This window comes from Photobacterium toruni, from assembly GCF_024529955.1.
GTDB classification, from domain to species: domain Bacteria; phylum Pseudomonadota; class Gammaproteobacteria; order Enterobacterales; family Vibrionaceae; genus Photobacterium; species Photobacterium toruni.
The window spans coordinates 572,200-592,937 of the sequence record NZ_AP024855.1; the positions used below are offsets into that span (position 1 = coordinate 572,200).

Sequence of the window (20,738 nt, forward strand, 5' to 3'; positions counted from 1 at the left end):
TCCGATGAAATAATGTCATTGTTTAATTACATATTTAATTTGCACGTATTTCTCGCAAATAGCGATAAATAGTATGAATAGAAATATCTAATCCTTTAGCTGCAATTTGAGCACTATCTTTTAAATCAAAAATACCCAAATCATGTAAACGCGTCACAATTTCTCGGCTTTTCTTTGAAGGCGGAATAGAAGTATCACTGGTAACCTGCTCTCGAACATTTTCAATGGAGCTATGCATCATTTCATCATTATTACGAGCAAACGTTTCTGCAGTAACACCATGATCACAATAAGTACCAATTGTTGGCATTAAACTATGAATCATCGATTGAAATGGCGCGTCTAAATTAAAATTGATACAAAGTAAACCAATAGCTTGCTGTTGCTTATTACGAATCACCGTTGTTAACGAGCGTAACATTTTACCATCAGGCGCTTTAGTAATATAAGCCTCTGATACATCGTTACCTTCATTTAATTTAACTAAGGCAATATTAGTGATCGGCGCACCAACTTCACGTCCAGTAATATACCCATTAGCAATTTTAATGATTGACGGATGACGAGAATCTAAACAATGCAATAAGACTTCAGTATGTTCACCCCACATTGCTGCGATACCATCAACAATATTTTCCATCGCGTGAAGAATATCATAATCACTTTCTGTCAATTCATGCATTTTTTCTACCTTTTCTAAGCATAAAACCACTTTATAAGTAGCTTTATTATCTTATCAAGATTTAAGCTTACATAATATCAATGATTACTATATCTGTATTTTTCATTTGGTATATTAATATTATGATAACTACAATAAAAAAATCCCGACCAAGGCCGGGATTTCTTATTTAATTATGGATGAATACTTATATTTCTAATAAACATTCAACTCATTATTTAAATAAAACGGATTTTAACCGCTTTTAGCTTATTACTTGAATCATCTAATGTAAATTCAACCATACTACCAGATGAAGGTTGTGAATGACTGCATACTTGAGACGCATCAAAACGAATATCGCCACCAAGATCGCTAGTAATTAAACCAATTTTTTCAACTGGGTTGAAGCTACGAATAATACCTGTTTGTGAAGTCATAGTTTATATTTCCTTTACGCCCAAATATTGCTTTTATAGTTAGCATATATATTTGAGGCTATCAATTTGAGTTTAAATAGTTTTATACCAAATAATTTATTTTATCTTGGTATAGAGCTTTACTCATTGACCTACTACTTCTTGACTATAAGATCACCCTTCTTATAGCTTGGCACTGCTACTACGTTTGCAACATAAACGGATAACAATGATTAGAAATGACATTGTGGTTTATTTAAAACACATTAGGTCTGAGTAACAGACGAATCGAACATTAACGTCTATTTTTGATGGTGTAAATATTTTTTTTATTAAAATAGATAATAATTTGTGGATAACCACTGAACAAAAACATAACATCATGATTATAAAAATAAAAATCACATTTAAAAAAATACATAAAAACACAATTAACGCTTAAAAAATAAACAAAAAAGTAATAAAACATATTTCAATTAAATTCTTTTCCTCTTTAACTCAAAAACAACACACTTATCATTATTTATCGAACAATAAGTAGTCTACATTTTTGCAAGGAATAATTACGATATAAAATGACTAGGTTTCTGATATCAGCACATGTAAAGTGTACCTATATATACGATAGTTATAAGGAACCTCAATGAAAGGTATTCTATCAATACAGTCACATGTTGTTTATGGTCACGCAGGTAACAGTTCTGCTGTATTCCCTCTTCAACGTATGGGATTTGAAGTTTGGCCATTACATACCGTACAGTTTTCTAACCATACTCAATACAAACAAGGTTGGACTGGTAAAGCTTTTCCAGCATCAGATTTGATTGATCTTGTTAAAGGCATCAACAACATTGATCAGCTTAAAAACTGTGAAGCAGTTCTTACCGGATACCAAGGTAGTGCTGATCAATGTTTAGCCATTATTGATACGGTAAAACTTGTTAAACAACAAAATCCTGATGCTATTTATATTTGTGATCCTGTAATGGGCGATCCTGAAAAAGGTTGTATCGTCGCAGATGGTATCTCTGAGCACCTTATTAATGATGTAATGCCACTGGCTGATGTTATCGTTCCTAATCAATTTGAGTTAAGCCAGTTTGTTGGCATGACAATCAATACATTAGAAGATGCAGTTAAAGCTTGTCAGCATGCATTAACACTTGGTCCTAAAATGGTGTTAGTAAAACATCTGCATAGTTTATCTGCGAATAAATTCTCAATGATGCTAGCGACAAAAGACGGCTGCTACCTAGCACAACGTCCACATCTAGCATTTGATAACCAGCCTGTCGGCGTGGGTGATTTAATTTCTTCTTTATTTACTGCTGGTTTATTGAAAGGTTGGTCAGCAGAACAAGCGTTTGAACATGCTCATAATGCGTGTTATGCCGTATTAAAAGAAACCCACCGCCGTGGTGAATGGGAGCTACAAACAATCGCAGCTCAAGATGAAATTGTCGCACCAACTGAAATTTTCCCAATTTCAGAAATCAAATAAACGGCAGCCTCACCTCATTATAAAAAAGCAGCTTAGAACGCTGCTTTTTTGTTTTTACTCTTTAAATTACAATACATTGCCATAAGCATCAAATGAACGACGTTTTACAAGTGTCAGTGTTGTTGCAACAGAAAGCACACCGGATACAAATATCGCTACCATAATCACTAACTGATATTTAACAGCAACTAATGGCATTGCCCCACCTAAAATTTGTCCTGTCATCATGCCCGGTAAGCTTACAATACCAAGTGTTGCCATCGAAGCTAATTGCGGTGCTAATGCAGCCTTAAAAGCAGTACGAATAAAAGGTTGAGCGGGATCAGGAGCTCCCATTGTTAGATAATATTGATATTCTTGATGATTATCTTTCAGTAAACTTCCCCAACGCGATAATGCCAACACATTCGCTGTTAAACTATTACCTAATAACATCCCTGCAATAGGGATCATATATTGTGCTTGCCACCACGGTGAAACTTGAATAACTCCCGCTAAAACCGCTGGCAATGCCACTGATAATGCAATAACTTGTCCGCAAATAACCGCTGGTATCACTCGAAATAGATTAACATCAGAACGCTTACAAATAGTATAACTGGCGAAAAGAGCCATAACGGTTAACCAAACCACGTTAAGACTCAGGTTTTGCCAACCAAATAATGTATGTAAATAAATACCGACCACAGATAACTGTAACGTCATGCGCAATACAGACATGATCAACGTGCGACTTAACCCTAACTGCCACCGCTGAAATAGAATTAATGGAATCAGTAGTAACAGATAAAAACCCGCCATAGCTGACCAATGCAAATCGATAGTATGATTAATGCCTACGGTCATTGGTCTATTCCTGATGTTATATCCATATTGTGGACCTGATTGGCTGTCGCGAGCCATACTGGATCATGAGAAACTGAAATACAAATAACATGTAATGCTTTCACTAATGAAATAATCTTATCTCTTGCCACAGGATCTAATGCTGACGTAGGCTCATCCATTAACCACACCGAACGTTGCATCAACACTGCTCGTGCAATCGCTAGTCGTTGTTTTTCGCCACCAGATAATAACGCAACATTTTTATCAAGTTCGACGACTAATCCAGCATCAGCTAATGCTTGTAAGCAATGTTGTATTGTAGGTTTAGTATGAGGGGATCGAATCGCTTTCATATACCAAGGTAATAACAAAACATCTAATACCGTATCAGCACCCATTATAGGTTGCTGAGGTAAATAGCATAGTTGTTGACGCCAAAATGGTAATGATCCACTATCTATAACTTGTTGCTGATAATTAAAAGAGCCTTTTTGTGGCGCTTTAAGTCCGGCAATAACTTGTAATAAGCTACTTTTTCCACAGCCAGATGCACCTGATAACGCTAAATGCTGCCCAGGTAATAAATCAACCGTTAATGGCTCTACTTGTACATTTTCAAAACCTGATCGTAATTGAAAAAAGCGTAAAGTATCGCAGAATATAGCGGACGGTTTTGAAGATGAATTTATCATGGCAATTAACACCAATAACGATTGAAGATGATAAGTGTATAAAAAATAAAAATTTACTCAAATAGTTTAATTTAATAATCGCTATGAATCAGATCGATACAAGGCAGTATCAATAATATAGATGGGAGAATTACATTTGATGCGTAAAATACAAATAAAAAAATACCGACATAATGTCGGCATTTTACAAACTTTCAACGTAAGTGCGAATTAAGCAGCTTCAACGTTTGCAGCTTGAGGACCTTTCTGACCTTGTTCAACGTCAAAAGAAACCTTCTGACCTTCAGCTAAAGTTTTGAAACCTTCGCCAGTGATAGCACGGAAGTGAACGAATACGTCAGCGCCACCGTTATCTTGAGTGATAAAACCGAAACCTTTCTCTTCGTTAAACCACTTAACGATACCAGTTGATTTAGACATGACTGTCTCCAATATTTTATTAAATAATTCGCAAAATTGCGCAATATAGCCAGAAAAAGAATTATTTATGTTATAGCTTATGAGTGGAAAGCTTCATGACACTGGTAAAGCGTTACAAAGAAAGTTTTCTAAAACATAATGTTACATATAAATAGGTCTGAATTACAGGCCGAGCTCTATACTAATGAAATTAATCAAATTGTATAGCCTTTTTTTTAACTTTTAACGATCTACAAACAAAAAAACATTTATCATCGTTAATTCAATCTACCCTTTCTAAAAAAATCCAATCAATATAACAAAACAACAACATAAGCCATTGAAAATAAACACTTTTAATGCGTAATTTATTATAAACAACGACAGTGATATTGATGAAGAAATATGAATAGATTTGTATTGGCTGTATTTTGAGCTAAAAAATATATAAAAAAAGGCAACATGTCTTAAATAACATGCTGCCTACTCTTAAATTAAATCAATATTATTTTGTTGTCATACGATCTAATGTCACTACTGAATATGTTAATGGCACTAATTGGTTACGGGTTTGCCCAACATAATCAATAAATGCTTGCGCATCAGTATTACATACTGTATTAGCTGCTTTACAATTTGGCGTTGCACCTTGGTAGATGACTTGGTATTTATCGCCTACTTTCTCAATATTCTTAACTTTAAATCCAGTAAGTTTGCCATCAATATAAGCAAGGTCTACACGTCCAGAATGCTTCATCTGTGCTTGATATAATGGTGTCCAACCATCATTTCCGGTTGCGTTATAATTGTTAACCGCAACATTGTAAGTTTTGTTATCTTTAATTGGTGTCCAAACAGGATGCTGTTCAGTACCAGTCATCACCTCAACATTACTCAGCTTACCGGCTTTATGTGGCACTGTTTCTGTAAAGCTATAACGAATATGGCCGCCATATGGGAATTTACCAGCATGAGAGCCTTCAGGAAGCGTCGCTGTAACCGTTTGTTCTAATAGTTGTTTAATCACTGAACCTTTCACTGGAACAACAGACATAAAATTAGAAAACGGTAATAGCTCTAAAGATACGTTACCTTCACGATATTGCCCAGCTTCGATATTAGTACGAATACCCCCTGCACCGATCAAAGCGAAATCCACTTTCATGCCAGTAATTTTTTGTACCTGAGGCTCATTTGCCCAGTAATATTGTCCTTCAGCAATCAATGGCGCAACGTCTGAACCATGTTTATCACTACCGCGATCACCAGGGCGACGTTCATGTTTAATTTCTAAAGGTACTTGAGCAATCGTGTTGCCATACGCTTTATCAACAGCAGGTTTATATTTGCTATCAATACGCTGACGTAATAAAACATCTTCATCAGCTATGGTGATTTTTTCATGATTATCAATAAATTGTTCTACGCGTGTCGTTTCTACCGGACTAAATTTATCATTTTTACTTCGATCTGCATGATGATAAAATTCATCATTACTTAGCAATGTATTATGCCCTGCACATTGGATCACATCACCCTTAGCATCAAAGTTGACATTTACTCGACCAATCGCTTGTGCATACTCTCCCGCTTGAACAACACAAGTTTCAGATTTACCGTCAGGGTTCTTCACCATCTGAGCATATATACCATTATTGTTTAACCCTAAATCAGTAAAGTCACCTAATAATGTATGTGAATGGCCACCAACAATTAAATCAATACCATTTACTTTCGATGCAACATCTAAATCAACTGCGTTACCGATATGGGTTAAAGCAATAATATTATCAATCCCTTTGCTTTGTAGCATATCTACCGTCGCTTGAGCCGTTTTCACCATGTCATTAAATTGAACATCACCCGTATTAGGTGCAATATTTGGCATGTTATCAAGTGCTAAACCAAATACAGCAACAATATTTTTATCTTTTGGTAAGTGATTAATATCGTTAACAACGGTTTTGTTATTACCATCAAAAGCAAAAACTTGGTAAGGACGCAAATTGGTTTGATTTTTCAGATCGGCATCTTGGCTGGTATCAACATTAGCCGCTAAAATAGGGAAATTAACGCTACTAATAAAAGCATTAAGTTTTTTATTATTTAGATCGAATTCATGATTACCCAATGCCATTGCATCTAAGCCCATTTTACTGAGCATATCAGCATTCATTGCACCATGGTTTAGCTTAAAATATGCACTGCCTTGCCATGCATCGCCACCATGTAAAAACAGTAAACTTTGATCTTCTTGCTTAGCTTCGTTTTTATATTCCTTCGCCATCGTCTGTAGGCGAGGATAGCCACCAAATTCATTATAAACACGTGTACCATCAGCTTTAAAACTTGACTTCACTGGATCAAAATTAGAATGGGTATCATTAATATGAGCAACCGTCAGTGAGAATGGTTGGTGCTGAACAACAGGTGGGGTTGCGCATCCAGAAAGAGCTAAAGTGATAGATAATGCGATGAGTGGCTTATTGAACATACGTAATCCTTACTTAATTGTAATCGTTTGCGCCGCAAGCATACTCCACATCAAATACCTTTTCAGTAGCGAGTATCAAAATATTGTTCTTTTAAATGACTTTTTTGTTTTTAATTATTGCAAAAACGGCTTCTTATTACAGAAGCCGTTTAAATCAACACTTTATTATCGATAAAAATTTACTTTCTGACTTGAAGATCGGTTTTAGGAACACAACAACACGCTAATATCTTACCCTGCAGCCTTTCTTGTAGTGATAACGCAGGTACATTAGGTTGTTCAACCTGTCCTGAGGTTAAAGTTACTTTACATGCACCACAAAAACCTGCACGGCAACTATAATTAAGTACAAGCCCTGCTGTTTCTGCTTGTTCTAATAGTGTTTGCTGATTATTACCACTAAAAATATAATCATTAATATTAAGCGTGAGGGCTTGTTTTTTCACCGATGAGGCACGCAAAGGTCCAAACGTTTCTTGATGATAGCGCGTAGGAGACACGCCCATTTTAAATAATAATTTTTTAGCCGTATCCATAAAGGCATTGGGACCACACACAAACACTTGGCGTTGATCTAAATCGCTGATCATCGCTAAATGACTCAGGCTTAATCGTCCAGATTCACCTTGCCAATCTCGTCGTGGCTGGCTAAGCACAATCCGTAAATCAAGAGAGGGATGTTTATTTTCAAGTTGCTGTAATTCTTGCGCAGAAGGAATATCAGATTCAGTACTGCACTGATGATAAAATACAACATCACGAATATTATTGTTATCCGATAAATAGCGCAGCATAGATAACATCGGCGTAATACCGCTTCCTGCCGATAATAATAATAATTTATCAGTATGAAATCCTAAGTGAAAATCACCACTCGGTTTATCAGCAATAAGTACATCGCCAACCTGAAAATACTGATGCAACCAGTTAGATATTCGACCATCATTAATCCGTTTTACTGAAATAGCATAACGTCCCGACCGAGAGGGACTTGAAGATAATGTATAGTAACGAGTAACAAACTCACCATTAATCTCAAGTTGTAACGGCAAATGCTGCCCCGGTAAATAACTTGGTAAGGGTAATTGTTGATGAGCCTCAAACCAAAACGTTGTAAAGTCAGTCGCTATATCTTCACGCTCAACACAGGTCAGTAATAATTTAGTTTCATTCTTATCAACATAAACTTGTTTTGGTTTCGCTTCTAAAACTTCAATCACATCCCCAACACGAATCATGCCTTCATTTAAGGCCACTAAGTTTTGTCCAAAAAAGACATCACCTGTCGCATCTGCACGAAACGTTGCCATGGTTTTTAATGGCTCTTTTAACGCATTAAAATTACCGGTAAGAGGATCAACAGTTGTAAGAATACAGCGGGCACAAGGCTTAACGGCTTCAAATTCAACCTCACCAATACGGATCCGTTTCCAGCCATCTTCTGCAAAAGCCTCAGTATTAGACACCACTAAATTGGTTCGAAATTGTGCCATGGTATGATTATCACTGCTACGTTCATTTAACGCTGCTAATGACGCTTCACTGATAATCAATAGCGGATAACCATCAGCAAAACTAACATTATGGCCTATTTTCGAACGTACTCGATTTGATTGTTGACCACAAAAAAGTAACTGTACCGAATCGCCAATAATATCGCTGAACCACTGATTCGCAATCCTCGTCGTTGTATAAGCACTAAAGCTATCATTCCACACCGTCGCTGATGCATCAGTCATTGCAAAATCAGCATACTGTAAAACTAAATCGGTTTTATTTGGGTATTGCAGCACTAAACCTGTCGTCATCAGTGTTGCAGTAATTTTTACCATTTGCGGATATTTACGTGCCGTGATCATTACACCGTCGACATTAGCAACCATAAAACGACGATCAAATGCTAGCCCTTGTTTTTCAACCCAAGCTTGAGATTGCGTGAGTGCCGCTATCGATTTTACTGGATAAACGTGTATCTGTGATAATGTCGGTACAACGGATGATAGGCTCACTGAAATCTCCCTATATAAAAATCATCTTAATAAAACCTACTGTGATTATTTAATGATCACAACCAAATAAACAGCCTCTATCATTATTAATGGGTAGTTATTTTTCGATATAATAGTAAATTATTACGTATAAATATTTATGGCTTATGCTAGATTTATAAGAATTTTTGCATAATTCATACTCATAGTATAATAAATTGGAGATGCCATGCCTATCTTACGTTCATTCTGGCGCTATATTGTTCATTATTTTCCTAATGTAGGATTACGTCATCTACATACCACACTTGCTGGATTAATTATTCTCCAAATATTAAACAGTAATCTAGTACATATGACGCATGCTGGTGCAGTAAAAGCGGGGGCATTTAATACTCTTTTCTTGTGGGTGCATATTATTTTAGGATCACTGACGGTGCTTGCAACAATTGGCATGATTATTTTTATGCTAACTAAACAATCATTTAGACAGTTTTTCCCTTATCTTTTCGGTGATAATGCTATTTTAAAAGACGATATAAAGCAGATCATGAAAGGGAAATTACCTGAGCCACGTGAAAAAGGTTTAGGTAATATTATTCAAGGGTTAGGTATTGGTGCATTAATTTTAATTGAAACAGCAGCATTGGTTTGGTTAGTCTTATGGCTAAACCACTCTCCTTATGCCAATGAAGTGCGTGAGATACATAAATCATTAACTGGGCTAATTGAAGCTTATTTGATTGGTCATGGCGGCATGGCATTACTGCATTTCTTTGTGGAACGTAAACGCTTTAGTTAATCATCAATGCGTTGTTAATCTCATTGAACTAATAAAAGAACCTATGTTTTATCGACTTTCAATAATAAAAGTATTTATACCTAGGTTCTTTATCTATCTCATAAAATAATATGCGGAATAAAACGCGAGGAATCCTTTGTAATTAAAGTATTATCTTCTCGAATAGAAAGCCCTGCCGCTTTATCGCCAATAACCCAACTGCCAATAACAGTATAATCCTCTCCAAATTTTGGTAATGAATGAAATTCCTGATAAATATATCCTTCTTCACCATAGAAACCATCAGACTCCGCAATAACGTTGCCATTCTTTTCTATTTTAATATTAGCGCCTTCACGTGAAAAAATAGGCTTTTTAACAATCCCTTTTTTATCATCGAGCAAATGCTTTTTATCTGAAAAATAAGCAGGTAATAAATTAGGGTGGTGAGGATATTTTTCCCATAATAACGGCAAAATAGCTTTATTTGAGATAATAGCTTTCCACGGTGGTTCTAAATATAAAGTACCATTATCTAAATATTTAGAAAAATCCTCTCGAAATAGAATTTCATAGGGGTATAACTTAAAAAGCCATTGAATTACATGATCATTTAAATCAGTAAAGTTCCCTTCACCATCAACACCAATATCTTCAATATAAATAATTTTAGGTGTTAACCCTGCGACACGAGCACAATCAGCAAAATAGGTGACCGTTCCATAATCTTCTTCACCTCCCTCAAGGCTACATGCAAAATATAATACTTTTGTTTTCGCTTTTTTTGCTAATACTGCTAGACGAGCAATAAACTTTTCTTGGAATGAATTAAATTGATCTGCACTACGTGAAATGTGATCTAACTTTACATTATCTTCTAACCAAATCCATTGCCAAAAACCACACTCATACGCCGATGTTGGGGTATCAAAATTAGCTTCAAGCAATTTAGCTGGATTTTTACCGTCATAGCTAAAATCAAACCGCCCATACAACGAAGGTTCTTTATTATGCCAACTCTTCCGTATCAGATCCCAACTAGCCAGAGGGATCGCAAATTTTTCCATTAACACATCACTGTTTACAACATCATTCACCACTGCAAGACACATTTGATTAAGTTCTTCAGTTGGATTTTCAAGATCGCGTTCTATTTGCTTTAAAGAAAATTGATAGTAATACCGTTCAGTCCAATATTCTTCGCCATCAAAGGTGTGAAATCGAAAGCCAAACTCATTGGCTGTTATACGCCAATCTGAACGCTCTTTTACTGGAATTCGTAACATGATCTATTTTATACCTATTAAAGCCTAAAAATTAACCGCCCCAACCACCGCTACGACTGCCGCCCCAACTTGATCTTGCACTTGCTTTAGAACCAAAACCACCGCGAGACATTGTACGACTAACCGCTGGTTTTTCGTTTTTATATTTATTGTTATAGCTCTGAGATGTCGATTCTTTATAGCGATTATTTTGATTACGGTTCCACTGATCCATATCGGCGGTTCGTCTTGATGAGGGATAATAAATAGGTTGAGATGAATAATGACGACCGTTGTCCATCATTCGTCCAACAATAAAACCAGCAAGGGCTGGAACCCAATAACTGGTATTGTTACTCGCTTGTATTTGACGACAATTATCCGTACCAGAAGACTGACACTCACTTTCTGAATTAAATTTTGGTGCAGCATCTACCGCTTGTTGATAAGCAGTTGCACACATCTCCACCTGTTTAGGATTAGAACTATCAGCATTAATACAATCTTGTAATGAATCATATTGAGTTTGAGCGTGTGTTTCGTTGTCATTACAACCTGTTAGCGCTACCGTTGCACCTAAAGCAACCATCGTGATCGACGACCAATTGTGATATTGGTTCGATTTGCGCATATGATTACGATGAATATTACTACTACGTTTCATAATATAATCCTCAAGGTCATTAATACGTCATACACGCTGCATTTAATAAACCAACAGCAATAGCAATAGATGCTAAAATAACACCAGCGGATACTTCATCACGTTCAATACGCTCGCTAATTTTTGGCAAAAAGATAATACGAATAATCAAAAAGGCAATCACTTGCGATACCAGCGCCACAACACCCCAAACGGCAAAATCTACTACATTTTGACTATTTGAAATTGCAGATCCAACAGCAAGAGCATAACCGATAAACGATCCCCCCATACCAACCGCAGCGGCAACATTGCCACTTTTAATCAATTGCCATTCTTTATACGGCGTCGCTAATGGAAAAATAAAACGAAAGGCGATCAAGAAAATTAAAGAAATTCCAAAATATAACCCAAAATTACCAAGGGTTGATAAGCTCACCATTAAATTCGACATCTACTTGTCCTTGTAATTTAATTAACTTTAAAATCATTTGGTTGTAGCTCAAACGCGGTACTTAACACCAAACAATGTTCAGCACGATTATTAATTATCTGTTCTTCTGCCGACACAATCAGCACTTCACATAAATCTGCATTTACATCACGACTATACAGCATAACAAATTGATCTGTTTGGCTATATTCCGTTGCTGATGTCCATGTTGTTTCTGTCATCGCAACAGGTAATTCGTTTTCCCACAATTTGGTAAAATTAACGCCATCAAGATCCCAATGTGATTTTACAACGCCCGTAGCCAACCATTCATTCCACCGAGTATCAGTATCAATCGGCGTTGTTGAATAATAATATGACAACATGCACTGTTGTACATCCGCATCCGAATCCCCCACAATTAAAACCTGAATCATTGCATCATCATCAGTATAATAACGAATCAATCGCGTTGCGTTATCTAACTGTACGACACCCACAGCCTGAATTAATTGCGTATTAGCAGCACCAGAAATAGTTAAATCAGGTTCAATGATTTTCATTTTCAACGCATCTAATTCAATAACACCACCTAATCTCAATCCAAGCACTTCTGGAATTAAAGACTTTTTCTCTACTGGTTTTTTCTTAAAAAAATCAAACATATCAAATACCAAAAAATACCTTTTACCACTAGATAAAAGGCATAAAAAAAGACTGCCGAAAAATGACGTTATTTACCCAAAATACGCGCAAGTTCATCTTCTGCTGATGATGCTGATTTTGAAATACCAGCTTCAGCTAATTTTTTATCTAATGACGATGATGATGCTTCAGACTCTAACTCTTCTGCCGCTTCAAACTTAGCCGAAGCTTCTGCCTGACGCGCTTTAATACGGTCTAAAGAATCTAGTGCAGTACTCATTTTACTGTTACTGCCCGCGTTCGCAGCAGCCACAGAACTTTGTGCTTTAATAACACTTTCTTGTGCCGCAACAACATCAACTTGTTGCTCAATTTGACGTAAACGTTCTTTTGCTTGAGCGATTTTACTTTTCATTGTTGTTTCAGATTTCAAGAATCCATCACAATAAGTTTGCTCAGTCGCTTGCTGACCGCGTAACTCTGCAACCTTTTGTGCACACTCAAGTGCTAACTCTTGCTGACCTTTTTCCATTGCAGTACGAGCATGTTTCTCATATTCATTAATACTCGCATCAAAGCTATTCACTTTCTGTTGTGACAGCTTACGCTTTGCGATAATTGAAACCAGTGCTTCGTCTGATTTACGCAACTCAATTTTACTTTGACGTAATTCTTCATTTAAAATCGTAATGGCATTTGCATCAGCAACAGATTCTGCTGCGTTATTTACCGAACCACGCACTAAATTAAACAATTTTTTAAATACACTCATCGATTATGCCTCGATTAATAATGATTGGTACATATCAAGGAAGCCTTCAACATTCACAAATAATGTTGCCACTTCAATAACAATACTCTCTTGCTTAGATTGGCTACTCAAGCTACCAAATGCGATATAATAATCATCACCATCAACGGTATGAATTGAAATATTAGTCAATGGAAACATCTCATGAGTACGCAAAATCATGTCATTCAGCTTAGCAATATCAGCAACCATCGCCATTGGAAATAAAGGCGCTTCTACTAAAATTTGCTCGCCTGCAATTGCTAAATAAGCTGAAACACCATCTTGATTACGAATAATAATAGTCTGATCTGTTTGCTCGATTTTCCACTGATCATTTTTACTTAAAATTTCAACTAATTGATCAACAGTCCACATATTTGCTTTTCCTTTAAGTTAATCATCAAAATATATTGATACATCAACATAAAATGGTATTAGAAAGCAAATAATTCAAGTGTTTTTATTTAATCAAATGCATAATATTTTAATAAGCTAAGGCATACTCAATTTTTTATCTCGCTCAATTCCCATAATTTTAGACTTTTGCCGAATTATTTATTTCAACCAAATTAAAATGAAAATAGTTGAACATAATAATTATAGGTTTTAATCATCAAACCCACCCTTATTAACAGCTTTTTATGTCGTTATAAATGAGAATCACAGATAATTTATCTATCTTAATGAAGTAGATATTTAAGTAATTTTAGATGGCTGATTTTTATCGATTAAAATATAGATATTAACAAATGAAGATATTAAGAGGGATTTTATTTTTTGTTGCTTTATTTAATATAAATAACGTTCGATTAACGCTAATACCGTCCATTTGAAATGAACGGTATTAGGTTATTTTCATTTAAGGCTTACTTAGCTTTTACCGCCCAACCACAGGGTTGAGGATATACTCGTCTAATTATTTTTTTATTCTGTTTTTTAAGCAAAATATGACACGTTTCAATAATTAAACCAAAGGCCATAGCAAAATACACATATCCTTTGTTCAAGTGAATAGCAAAACCTTCCGCCATCAACATACCGCCTAACATAACTAAGAACAGTAACGCCAATGTTTTTAATCCCGGATAACGCATCACATAATCGTTAATTTTCTCAGCACATAGCACCATAATGACAGCAGAGGCTAAAATAGCAGCAACCATAAGCGGCACTTCGCTGGTTAAACCAACCGCAGTGATCACCGAGTCCATTGAGAAGACGGCATCAACGGCAACAATCTGCAATAACACTAACGCAATACCGGCTCTTACTGTGCTTGCTTGTTGCTGATGAGCATGGCTGAAACACATCCATAATTCTTTTAAGCTTTTAGCTAATAAGAATGCACCACCACCAATCATGATTAAATCACGTCCAGAAAAATCATAACTCAACACATTCACTAATGGTTGTGTTAATGACATCACCCAGCTAATAGAGAACACTAAACCGATACGTGCAGCAACCGCTAACGCGATACCAAGATTACGTGCCATTTTACGCTGATGTACAGGTAGACGTTCACAAAGTACAGAAATGAATACGATATTGTCGACGCCTAATACCACTTCAAGTGCAAATAGGGTCGCAAAGATCATTAATGCTTCAGGTTGAATAAATAACTCTAGCATTGAACAAACTCCATAGAAAAGGAGTCAGGAATTAAAGAACAACTCGAGGGGTCGTCCATATGTGTTTTGATACCTCAATAAAGAATGAAGCTGTATTTGAGCAGTAAATACAGAAAATGAAAACCCATCAAATGTAACCAAATGTAATGTTTATCGGTACCAAAACTTACATTGCGATATAACCGCTATTAATAAGTTAATATTAAAAATGAATACCAACTATAAGTAATTATACATACCTATACCTTTTATTTTTGCATTATATGCAAAAGTCTTTTAGTTTTATCTACATTGCATAATCTACAATAAAGGTTCATATTATATGCATCTTAATAAATTAAGAAAAATATCCGCTTAAAGTATTTAAAAGGTTTCTATGGAAGTTACATTTTTAGGATATATAGCATCAGCATTTATTATCTTATCATTATTAATGAAGAATATAAAATTACTCAGATATGTCAATTTATTGGGCTGTAGTTTATATGCTATATATGGATTGATAATACAATCATGGCCTGTGTTTGCTATGAATTTTATCTGTGTCGGCATTAATTTATATAGAATCTATACATTAAAATATGACAATAGAAAGCTTAATAAGGAAAATTATTTATGATTTTAATAACCGGAGCGTCAGGTAATCTTGGTCAATTAGTTATCAAAGAATTACTAAATAACGAGGCTAATTTTGTTGCTGGTGTTCGTAATATTAGTAAGTACAATGGTTATCATTGTAACTTAGCACCACTTGATTATGATAATATCGATATAATGAAGGATTCATTGAATAATATTGATACCATTATTTTCATCTCTGGTAATAGTGACACTGAACATAGAATACAACAACACCGTAATTTAATTGATGTAGCTAAAGAAAAAAACGTTAAACATATTATTTACTTAAGTTTTATTACCGTAACTGATCCTTATTCAAAATTCTCTTTTACACGTCAACATGTTGATACTGAGAGTTATTTGAAAGCATCAGGTATAAACCATACTATCGTCCGCAGTTGTTGGTATATGGAGAATATTGAGACAGAAATAATTAATGCATTGGATAATAATATTTTTATTGATAATTCAAAAACAGGTAAAATTAGTTTTATTTCTCGACAAGATGTTGCGAAAGGCTTAGCTAATATTGCTATGAACACAAATCTACAAGGTAAAATCTATAGCTTTACCGGCTCTGCTGCTTATTCTATGCAAGATATTGTAGATTTAATGAATACAAATTGCCATAAACAGATTACATATATTCCCTATTCTAACAATGACTATAAACAACGATTAATTGATGCAAAATTACCTTTATTTTTATCTGAAGCTATCACATTAAATAGCATTGATATTGATAATGGTGATTATGCCTTTATTTGTCAGGATATTTATTTTATAAATAAAAAATCACCAGTAGATATAAACGATTATATTCTCTCTATTTGTTGTATTCATTAAAAAGCATCAAATATTACTAATAAAAACCAGTACGATCTATCACTTGAAAATTGAGGAAATTTAAATATAAATCTCCTCAATTTTTACGTTTCACATAAACAATTAATGATTATTTTTAATATCTAAATAATGATAAGTCTCTAATCCCTTCATCGTTTCTGGTCGAGCACAACATCGAGCAACCCAATTAGTTATATTTGAATAGGCACTCATATCGATAACTTTATCAATGTTATAGAAATTAATGATCCAAATAATCCATGGAAACATTGCTATATCTGCTATTGAATATTTATCATCAACAAGAAATAATTTATGCTTAAGTTCACTATCTATATAATCAAGAACAATCACTGTTTCTTTTAAATACCTTTCCTTTGGATAAGGATCAATAACCTTATCTTTATGATAAGTTGAAAAGTGTCCATAAGCACCAAAAACAGTACCTTCTGTACTTGCTTGATAAAAAAGCCACTCTATCGTTTTAGTTCTACTATTTAAATCATCAGAAATGAATTTATTATATTTATCTGCTAAATATAATAAAATAGAACAAGATTCTGCAAGAACATGTGATTTACCCTTCGAGCATTCATTATCAATTAATACCGGTATTTTATGCCTAGGGTTCAAAGCAGTAAATACTGGTGAGAATTGTTCATTTTTAGTAATATCAATATTAATTAAAGTATAATCTAGTTTTAACTCTTCAAGTAGAATAGGTATTTTTATCCCATTAGGGGACCCGATTGTATAAAGTATCATATTTTTCATAAATTCACCTGTATTTATAATCACCAACTATTCAAATATACTAAAATATTTTTTCTGTAATTACATTTTAGTTTATAAACAGTATTACAATATAGCTAAAAACAGACTAATTCCGTAAATTAAATATAATTAATTATACCTTTAAAGATAATGATAAATTATGGTATTGTTTTATCTTCATTAAATTCATTTAAGATTTAAATTATGAACCTCGATAAACTCCTTATTAATATACGTCAATGTGAAATTTGTAAAAGTAAATTACCTTATCCACCAAACCCATTATTACAAGTTGGTTATAATGCTAGAATATTAATATTAGGCCAAGCTCCCGGGGAAAAAGCGCATTTTAAAAATACATTATTTGATGATATGAGTGGAGAAAGATTACGCTCATGTCTAGGCGTTAACAACGAAGATTTTTATAATAAAAATATCTTTAATATTATTCCTATTGGTTTCTGTTTTCCCGGTGTTGTTATCACTAATAGCAAACGAAAAGGTGATAAACCACCTCGTCCTGAATGCAGAGCAACATGGCATCCGGTTTTATTACCAAAATTAGATAACGTTGAACTGGTTATTTTACTAGGAAAATATGCAATAGATTATTATTTAGCTAAAAATACCTCAGTCACTACCGAAGTATTTAATCAAGAAAACCGTGATAATAACATTTTTGTTATTCCTCACCCTAGTCCTAGAAATAATATTTGGCTTTCTAAAAATCCCACATTTGAAGCAACAATATTGCCTATATTAAAAGAAAAGATAGCAATAATTATTGAACAGCATAAATCAGAAATACATCTTTGATATTGATAATTATTAATACGTTCTCTTTCACTATCATCTCTTGTCATCTTATTTTAAAAGAGGTACTAAAATATAATACCTCTTTAGCTTAAATTAACACTTTATTTTATAAGCATCGGTTTCTTTTGAAAGATTAACTTAACTAAAAATATAGCTAATATAATACCTCCCAAGCTAAATAAAAGATCACCAGGCATTCTAGCCCATACTAAATGTTGGACTAATTCACTATGTATTACCTCAGGGCTACGGGCATACCAGTAACCATGATTAATAACGGCAAAAAATTGCACAATACCGACGGGTAATAAAGAAAAGACCAACATTGCGCCTAACCCTAAATTCAGTGCCCAGAATACATATTTTAACAGTTTTTCACTCCATAGTTTTCGCTTACTGCTGATACCACGTAAACAAATCAGCATTAAGCCAATACCTAGCATGCCATATACTCCCATGAAAGAGCCATGCGCATGAGCAGCTGTCGTATTAAGTCCTTGAATATAATACAGTGAAATCGGTGGATTAATTAAAAAGCCTAAGATCCCGGCCCCCACTAAATTCCAGAACGCAGTGGCAACAAAAAACATAATTGCCCAATGATAGTTATGTATCCAAGGTGTTGTTTTTAAATAACGATAGCTCTCAACAGCTTCAAATCCAATTAGAGCCAATGGTACAACCTCTAGAGCAGAGAAAATAGCTCCCCATGCCACAATGGATGTTGGTGTACCTGCAAAATAAAGATGGTGTAATGTGCCTAACAAACCACCAGTTAAGAAGATGATAGTAGTAAAGACAACCGCACTATTTGCCGTTTTTGCGCGCACTAAGCCAAGGCGTACAAACATAAGTGCAATGACCGATGTTGCAAAGGTCTCAAAGAATCCCTCAACCCATAGATGAACCACCCACCAACGCCAATACTCGGCCATTGCTAGATTAGTATGTTTACCTTGTAATAACCCCGCACCATAAAATAAACCAATTGCTACACAAGATGAATAAAGCACTAAGATAACTGGACGATCATTACTGTTATTGACCAAACTAGGATAAATAGCAGCAGTGACTAATGCTAACCAAACTAATAAGCCAATAAATAATAATATCTGCCATACACGACCAAGATCGATATACTCCATGCCCTGATGGCCAATTAAGAAACTAAGATCTAAATTGAAGTATTGTTGAATAGCAAACCATTCACCTACCATCGAACCGAAAACGATAAAGACCAATACAGCCCATAGCACGTTTACCCCCAATCGCTGATATTTAGGCTCGTGTTTTGATAGAGAGGTTGCTATATAAAGGCCAGTACCTAACCATATTGTGGCGATCCAAAAAACAGCCAACTGGGTATGCCACGTTCTAGTTAAAGAATACGGTAATATTTTGGCTAAAGGGATACCATAAAAGTCTTGGCCTTCAACAGAATAGTGCGCGGTAATTCCACCTAATACTATTTGTAATAAAAATAATGCAATCGCCGTAATAAAGTATTTACCAACAGCTTTTTGAGACGGCGTCGGTTTAATATTGATTAATGGATCGTGTGTGGGAATATTAGGAAGTGATTCATGACGCAGTGCCGCTTGATACCATGCAAGGCCACCTATACCCATTAAAAGCACAACCAAACTTAACACAGACCATACAATATTATTAGAAGTAGGTATGTTACCTATACTAGGATCGTACGGCCAATTATTAGTATAACTGTAGTTCTCATTCAGGCGATTTGTTACTGCAGCCCAAGCCCCCCAGAATAAAAATGCATTAAGTTCTTCTCGATGTTTATGCGATGGAATAGTGTTATCTTTCATTGCATAATCTTGGCGAAGCTGATGTAAACTTTTATCATCACCAAATAGTTTGATGTTATGTGTAATAACCTCATCAATAGCAAGCCCACGATCATCTGATACAGTGATCACTTTTGTTATTGGATTAAAGCTATTTCGCCTAATCTCATCTTTTATTTGCTGCTGTAAAAAAGCTTGTTTCGGGTTTGCTAACGTCACATACAATTGTCCAAATTGTTGTTTCGCTAATATATTAAGCCATGCTTGATTCTCACGATGGAGCCAATCTGCAGTCCAATCAGGAGCCACATATGAGCCATGACCCCAAACAGATCCTAATTCATGCCCCCCCATAGAGCGCCAAACTAACTCACCTTGCTCTATATCTTTTTTAGTAAAAATAACCTTACCAGAAGTTGTTACGACCTTTGACGGGATCGGTGGTGCTTCTTGATATATTTCGCTTCCTAAACTTAATAAAATAGCAAAAGAGATAAAACAAATAGCGAATAATATAATCACGCTGGTCTTTAATCTACTCAAAACGGTGTCCTCTAAAATCAAAGTAACCATTTGTAGGCATAAGCCATGCCAATTATTAAGATTATGATTTAAATGCAATTTATATAAATAATCAGTCATTAAGACCAAAAGGCTTATAGTACTAATGACACTAGCATGGTTATAATGACATTATAAA

General features: G+C 34.9%; 20 protein-coding genes. 4 read left to right on the plus strand and 16 right to left on the minus strand.

What is annotated here, in order from left to right; translation table 11 throughout:
• Nucleotides 1-34 precede the first annotated feature (34 nt).
• Both OC457_RS16745 and OC457_RS16750 read right to left on the minus strand, forming a co-directional pair.
• Nucleotides 35-682: a helix-turn-helix transcriptional regulator gene (locus OC457_RS16745; protein WP_080174564.1), complete on the minus strand. Its 648-nt coding sequence runs from the start codon at nt 680-682 to the stop codon at nt 35-37.
• A 218-nt stretch (nt 683-900) separates the two neighbouring features.
• On the minus strand, nt 901-1,101 hold the full coding sequence (locus tag OC457_RS16750; RefSeq protein ID WP_080174565.1) for a hypothetical protein: 201 nt from the start codon (nt 1,099-1,101) through the stop codon (nt 901-903).
• A gap of 622 nt (nt 1,102-1,723) precedes the next feature.
• On the opposite strand from OC457_RS16750, the gene pdxY reads away from it, so the two are divergent.
• On the plus strand, nt 1,724-2,581 hold the full coding sequence (pdxY, locus tag OC457_RS16755; RefSeq protein WP_080174566.1) for a pyridoxal kinase PdxY: 858 nt from the start codon (nt 1,724-1,726) through the stop codon (nt 2,579-2,581).
• A 66-nt stretch (nt 2,582-2,647) separates the two neighbouring features.
• Here pdxY and OC457_RS16760 read toward each other — a convergent pair whose 3' ends face one another.
• The 5 genes from OC457_RS16760 to OC457_RS16780 form a co-directional block, all read right to left on the minus strand.
• Nucleotides 2,648-3,427, minus strand: coding sequence for an ABC transporter permease (locus tag OC457_RS16760; protein WP_096777835.1), 780 nt, complete (start codon nt 3,425-3,427; stop codon nt 2,648-2,650).
• Nucleotides 3,424-4,101: an ABC transporter ATP-binding protein gene (locus tag OC457_RS16765; RefSeq protein ID WP_080174567.1), complete on the minus strand. Its 678-nt coding sequence runs from the start codon at nt 4,099-4,101 to the stop codon at nt 3,424-3,426. The genes OC457_RS16760 and OC457_RS16765 overlap by 4 nt, the downstream gene beginning before the upstream one ends.
• A gap of 210 nt (nt 4,102-4,311) precedes the next feature.
• Complete coding sequence (gene cspE / locus OC457_RS16770) at nt 4,312-4,521, minus strand: transcription antiterminator/RNA stability regulator CspE (RefSeq protein ID WP_036792221.1); 210 nt, start codon at nt 4,519-4,521, stop codon at nt 4,312-4,314.
• Nucleotides 4,522-5,005: 484 nt separating this feature from the next.
• Complete coding sequence (locus OC457_RS16775) at nt 5,006-6,994, minus strand: bifunctional metallophosphatase/5'-nucleotidase (protein WP_080174568.1); 1,989 nt, start codon at nt 6,992-6,994, stop codon at nt 5,006-5,008.
• Nucleotides 6,995-7,173: 179 nt separating this feature from the next.
• Complete coding sequence (locus tag OC457_RS16780) at nt 7,174-9,003, minus strand: hybrid-cluster NAD(P)-dependent oxidoreductase (protein WP_080174569.1); 1,830 nt, start codon at nt 9,001-9,003, stop codon at nt 7,174-7,176.
• Nucleotides 9,004-9,211: 208 nt separating this feature from the next.
• On the opposite strand from OC457_RS16780, the gene OC457_RS16785 reads away from it, so the two are divergent.
• Entirely contained in the window at nt 9,212-9,784 is a 573-nt protein-coding gene (locus OC457_RS16785; RefSeq protein ID WP_080174570.1) for a cytochrome b/b6 domain-containing protein, read from the plus strand.
• Between the two features lie 98 nt (nt 9,785-9,882).
• Here the strand turns inward: OC457_RS16785 and OC457_RS16790 are convergent, their stop codons facing one another.
• The 7 genes from OC457_RS16790 to OC457_RS16820 all read right to left on the minus strand — a co-directional run bounded on the left by OC457_RS16790 (nt 9,883) and on the right by OC457_RS16820 (nt 15,173).
• Nucleotides 9,883-11,049: a glutathionylspermidine synthase family protein gene (locus tag OC457_RS16790; protein ID WP_080174571.1), complete on the minus strand. Its 1,167-nt coding sequence runs from the start codon at nt 11,047-11,049 to the stop codon at nt 9,883-9,885.
• Between the two features lie 31 nt (nt 11,050-11,080).
• Nucleotides 11,081-11,692 carry a DUF1190 domain-containing protein gene (locus tag OC457_RS16795; RefSeq protein ID WP_080174572.1) on the minus strand — a complete coding sequence of 204 codons (612 nt, stop codon included), beginning with the start codon at nt 11,690-11,692 and terminating at the stop codon, nt 11,081-11,083.
• 19 nt (nt 11,693-11,711) lie between these two features.
• A complete protein-coding gene (locus tag OC457_RS16800; protein WP_080174573.1) occupies nt 11,712-12,125 on the minus strand; it encodes a DUF350 domain-containing protein in 414 nt (137 codons plus the stop codon).
• Between the two features lie 17 nt (nt 12,126-12,142).
• Nucleotides 12,143-12,769 carry a YjfK family protein gene (locus OC457_RS16805; protein WP_080174574.1) on the minus strand — a complete coding sequence of 209 codons (627 nt, stop codon included), beginning with the start codon at nt 12,767-12,769 and terminating at the stop codon, nt 12,143-12,145.
• Nucleotides 12,770-12,837: 68 nt separating this feature from the next.
• Nucleotides 12,838-13,521 (minus strand): PspA/IM30 family protein, encoded by a 684-nt coding sequence (locus OC457_RS16810; protein WP_080174575.1) that lies wholly within the window; start codon nt 13,519-13,521, stop codon nt 12,838-12,840.
• A gap of 3 nt (nt 13,522-13,524) precedes the next feature.
• Entirely contained in the window at nt 13,525-13,917 is a 393-nt protein-coding gene (locus OC457_RS16815; protein ID WP_080174576.1) for a DUF2170 family protein, read from the minus strand.
• A gap of 491 nt (nt 13,918-14,408) precedes the next feature.
• Entirely contained in the window at nt 14,409-15,173 is a 765-nt protein-coding gene (locus OC457_RS16820; protein ID WP_080174577.1) for a TerC family protein, read from the minus strand.
• Between the two features lie 615 nt (nt 15,174-15,788).
• On the opposite strand from OC457_RS16820, the gene OC457_RS16825 reads away from it, so the two are divergent.
• Nucleotides 15,789-16,640 carry an NAD(P)H-binding protein gene (locus OC457_RS16825; protein ID WP_080174579.1) on the plus strand — a complete coding sequence of 284 codons (852 nt, stop codon included), beginning with the start codon at nt 15,789-15,791 and terminating at the stop codon, nt 16,638-16,640.
• Between the two features lie 102 nt (nt 16,641-16,742).
• Here the strand turns inward: OC457_RS16825 and OC457_RS16830 are convergent, their stop codons facing one another.
• A complete protein-coding gene (locus OC457_RS16830) occupies nt 16,743-17,414 on the minus strand; it encodes a glutathione S-transferase N-terminal domain-containing protein (RefSeq protein WP_080174580.1) in 672 nt (223 codons plus the stop codon).
• 204 nt (nt 17,415-17,618) lie between these two features.
• On the opposite strand from OC457_RS16830, the gene OC457_RS16835 reads away from it, so the two are divergent.
• Nucleotides 17,619-18,230 carry a uracil-DNA glycosylase family protein gene (locus OC457_RS16835; RefSeq protein ID WP_080174581.1) on the plus strand — a complete coding sequence of 204 codons (612 nt, stop codon included), beginning with the start codon at nt 17,619-17,621 and terminating at the stop codon, nt 18,228-18,230.
• A 101-nt stretch (nt 18,231-18,331) separates the two neighbouring features.
• Here the strand turns inward: OC457_RS16835 and OC457_RS16840 are convergent, their stop codons facing one another.
• A complete protein-coding gene (locus OC457_RS16840) occupies nt 18,332-20,581 on the minus strand; it encodes a nitric-oxide reductase large subunit (protein ID WP_080174663.1) in 2,250 nt (749 codons plus the stop codon).
• Between the last annotated feature and the right edge of the window lie 157 nt (nt 20,582-20,738).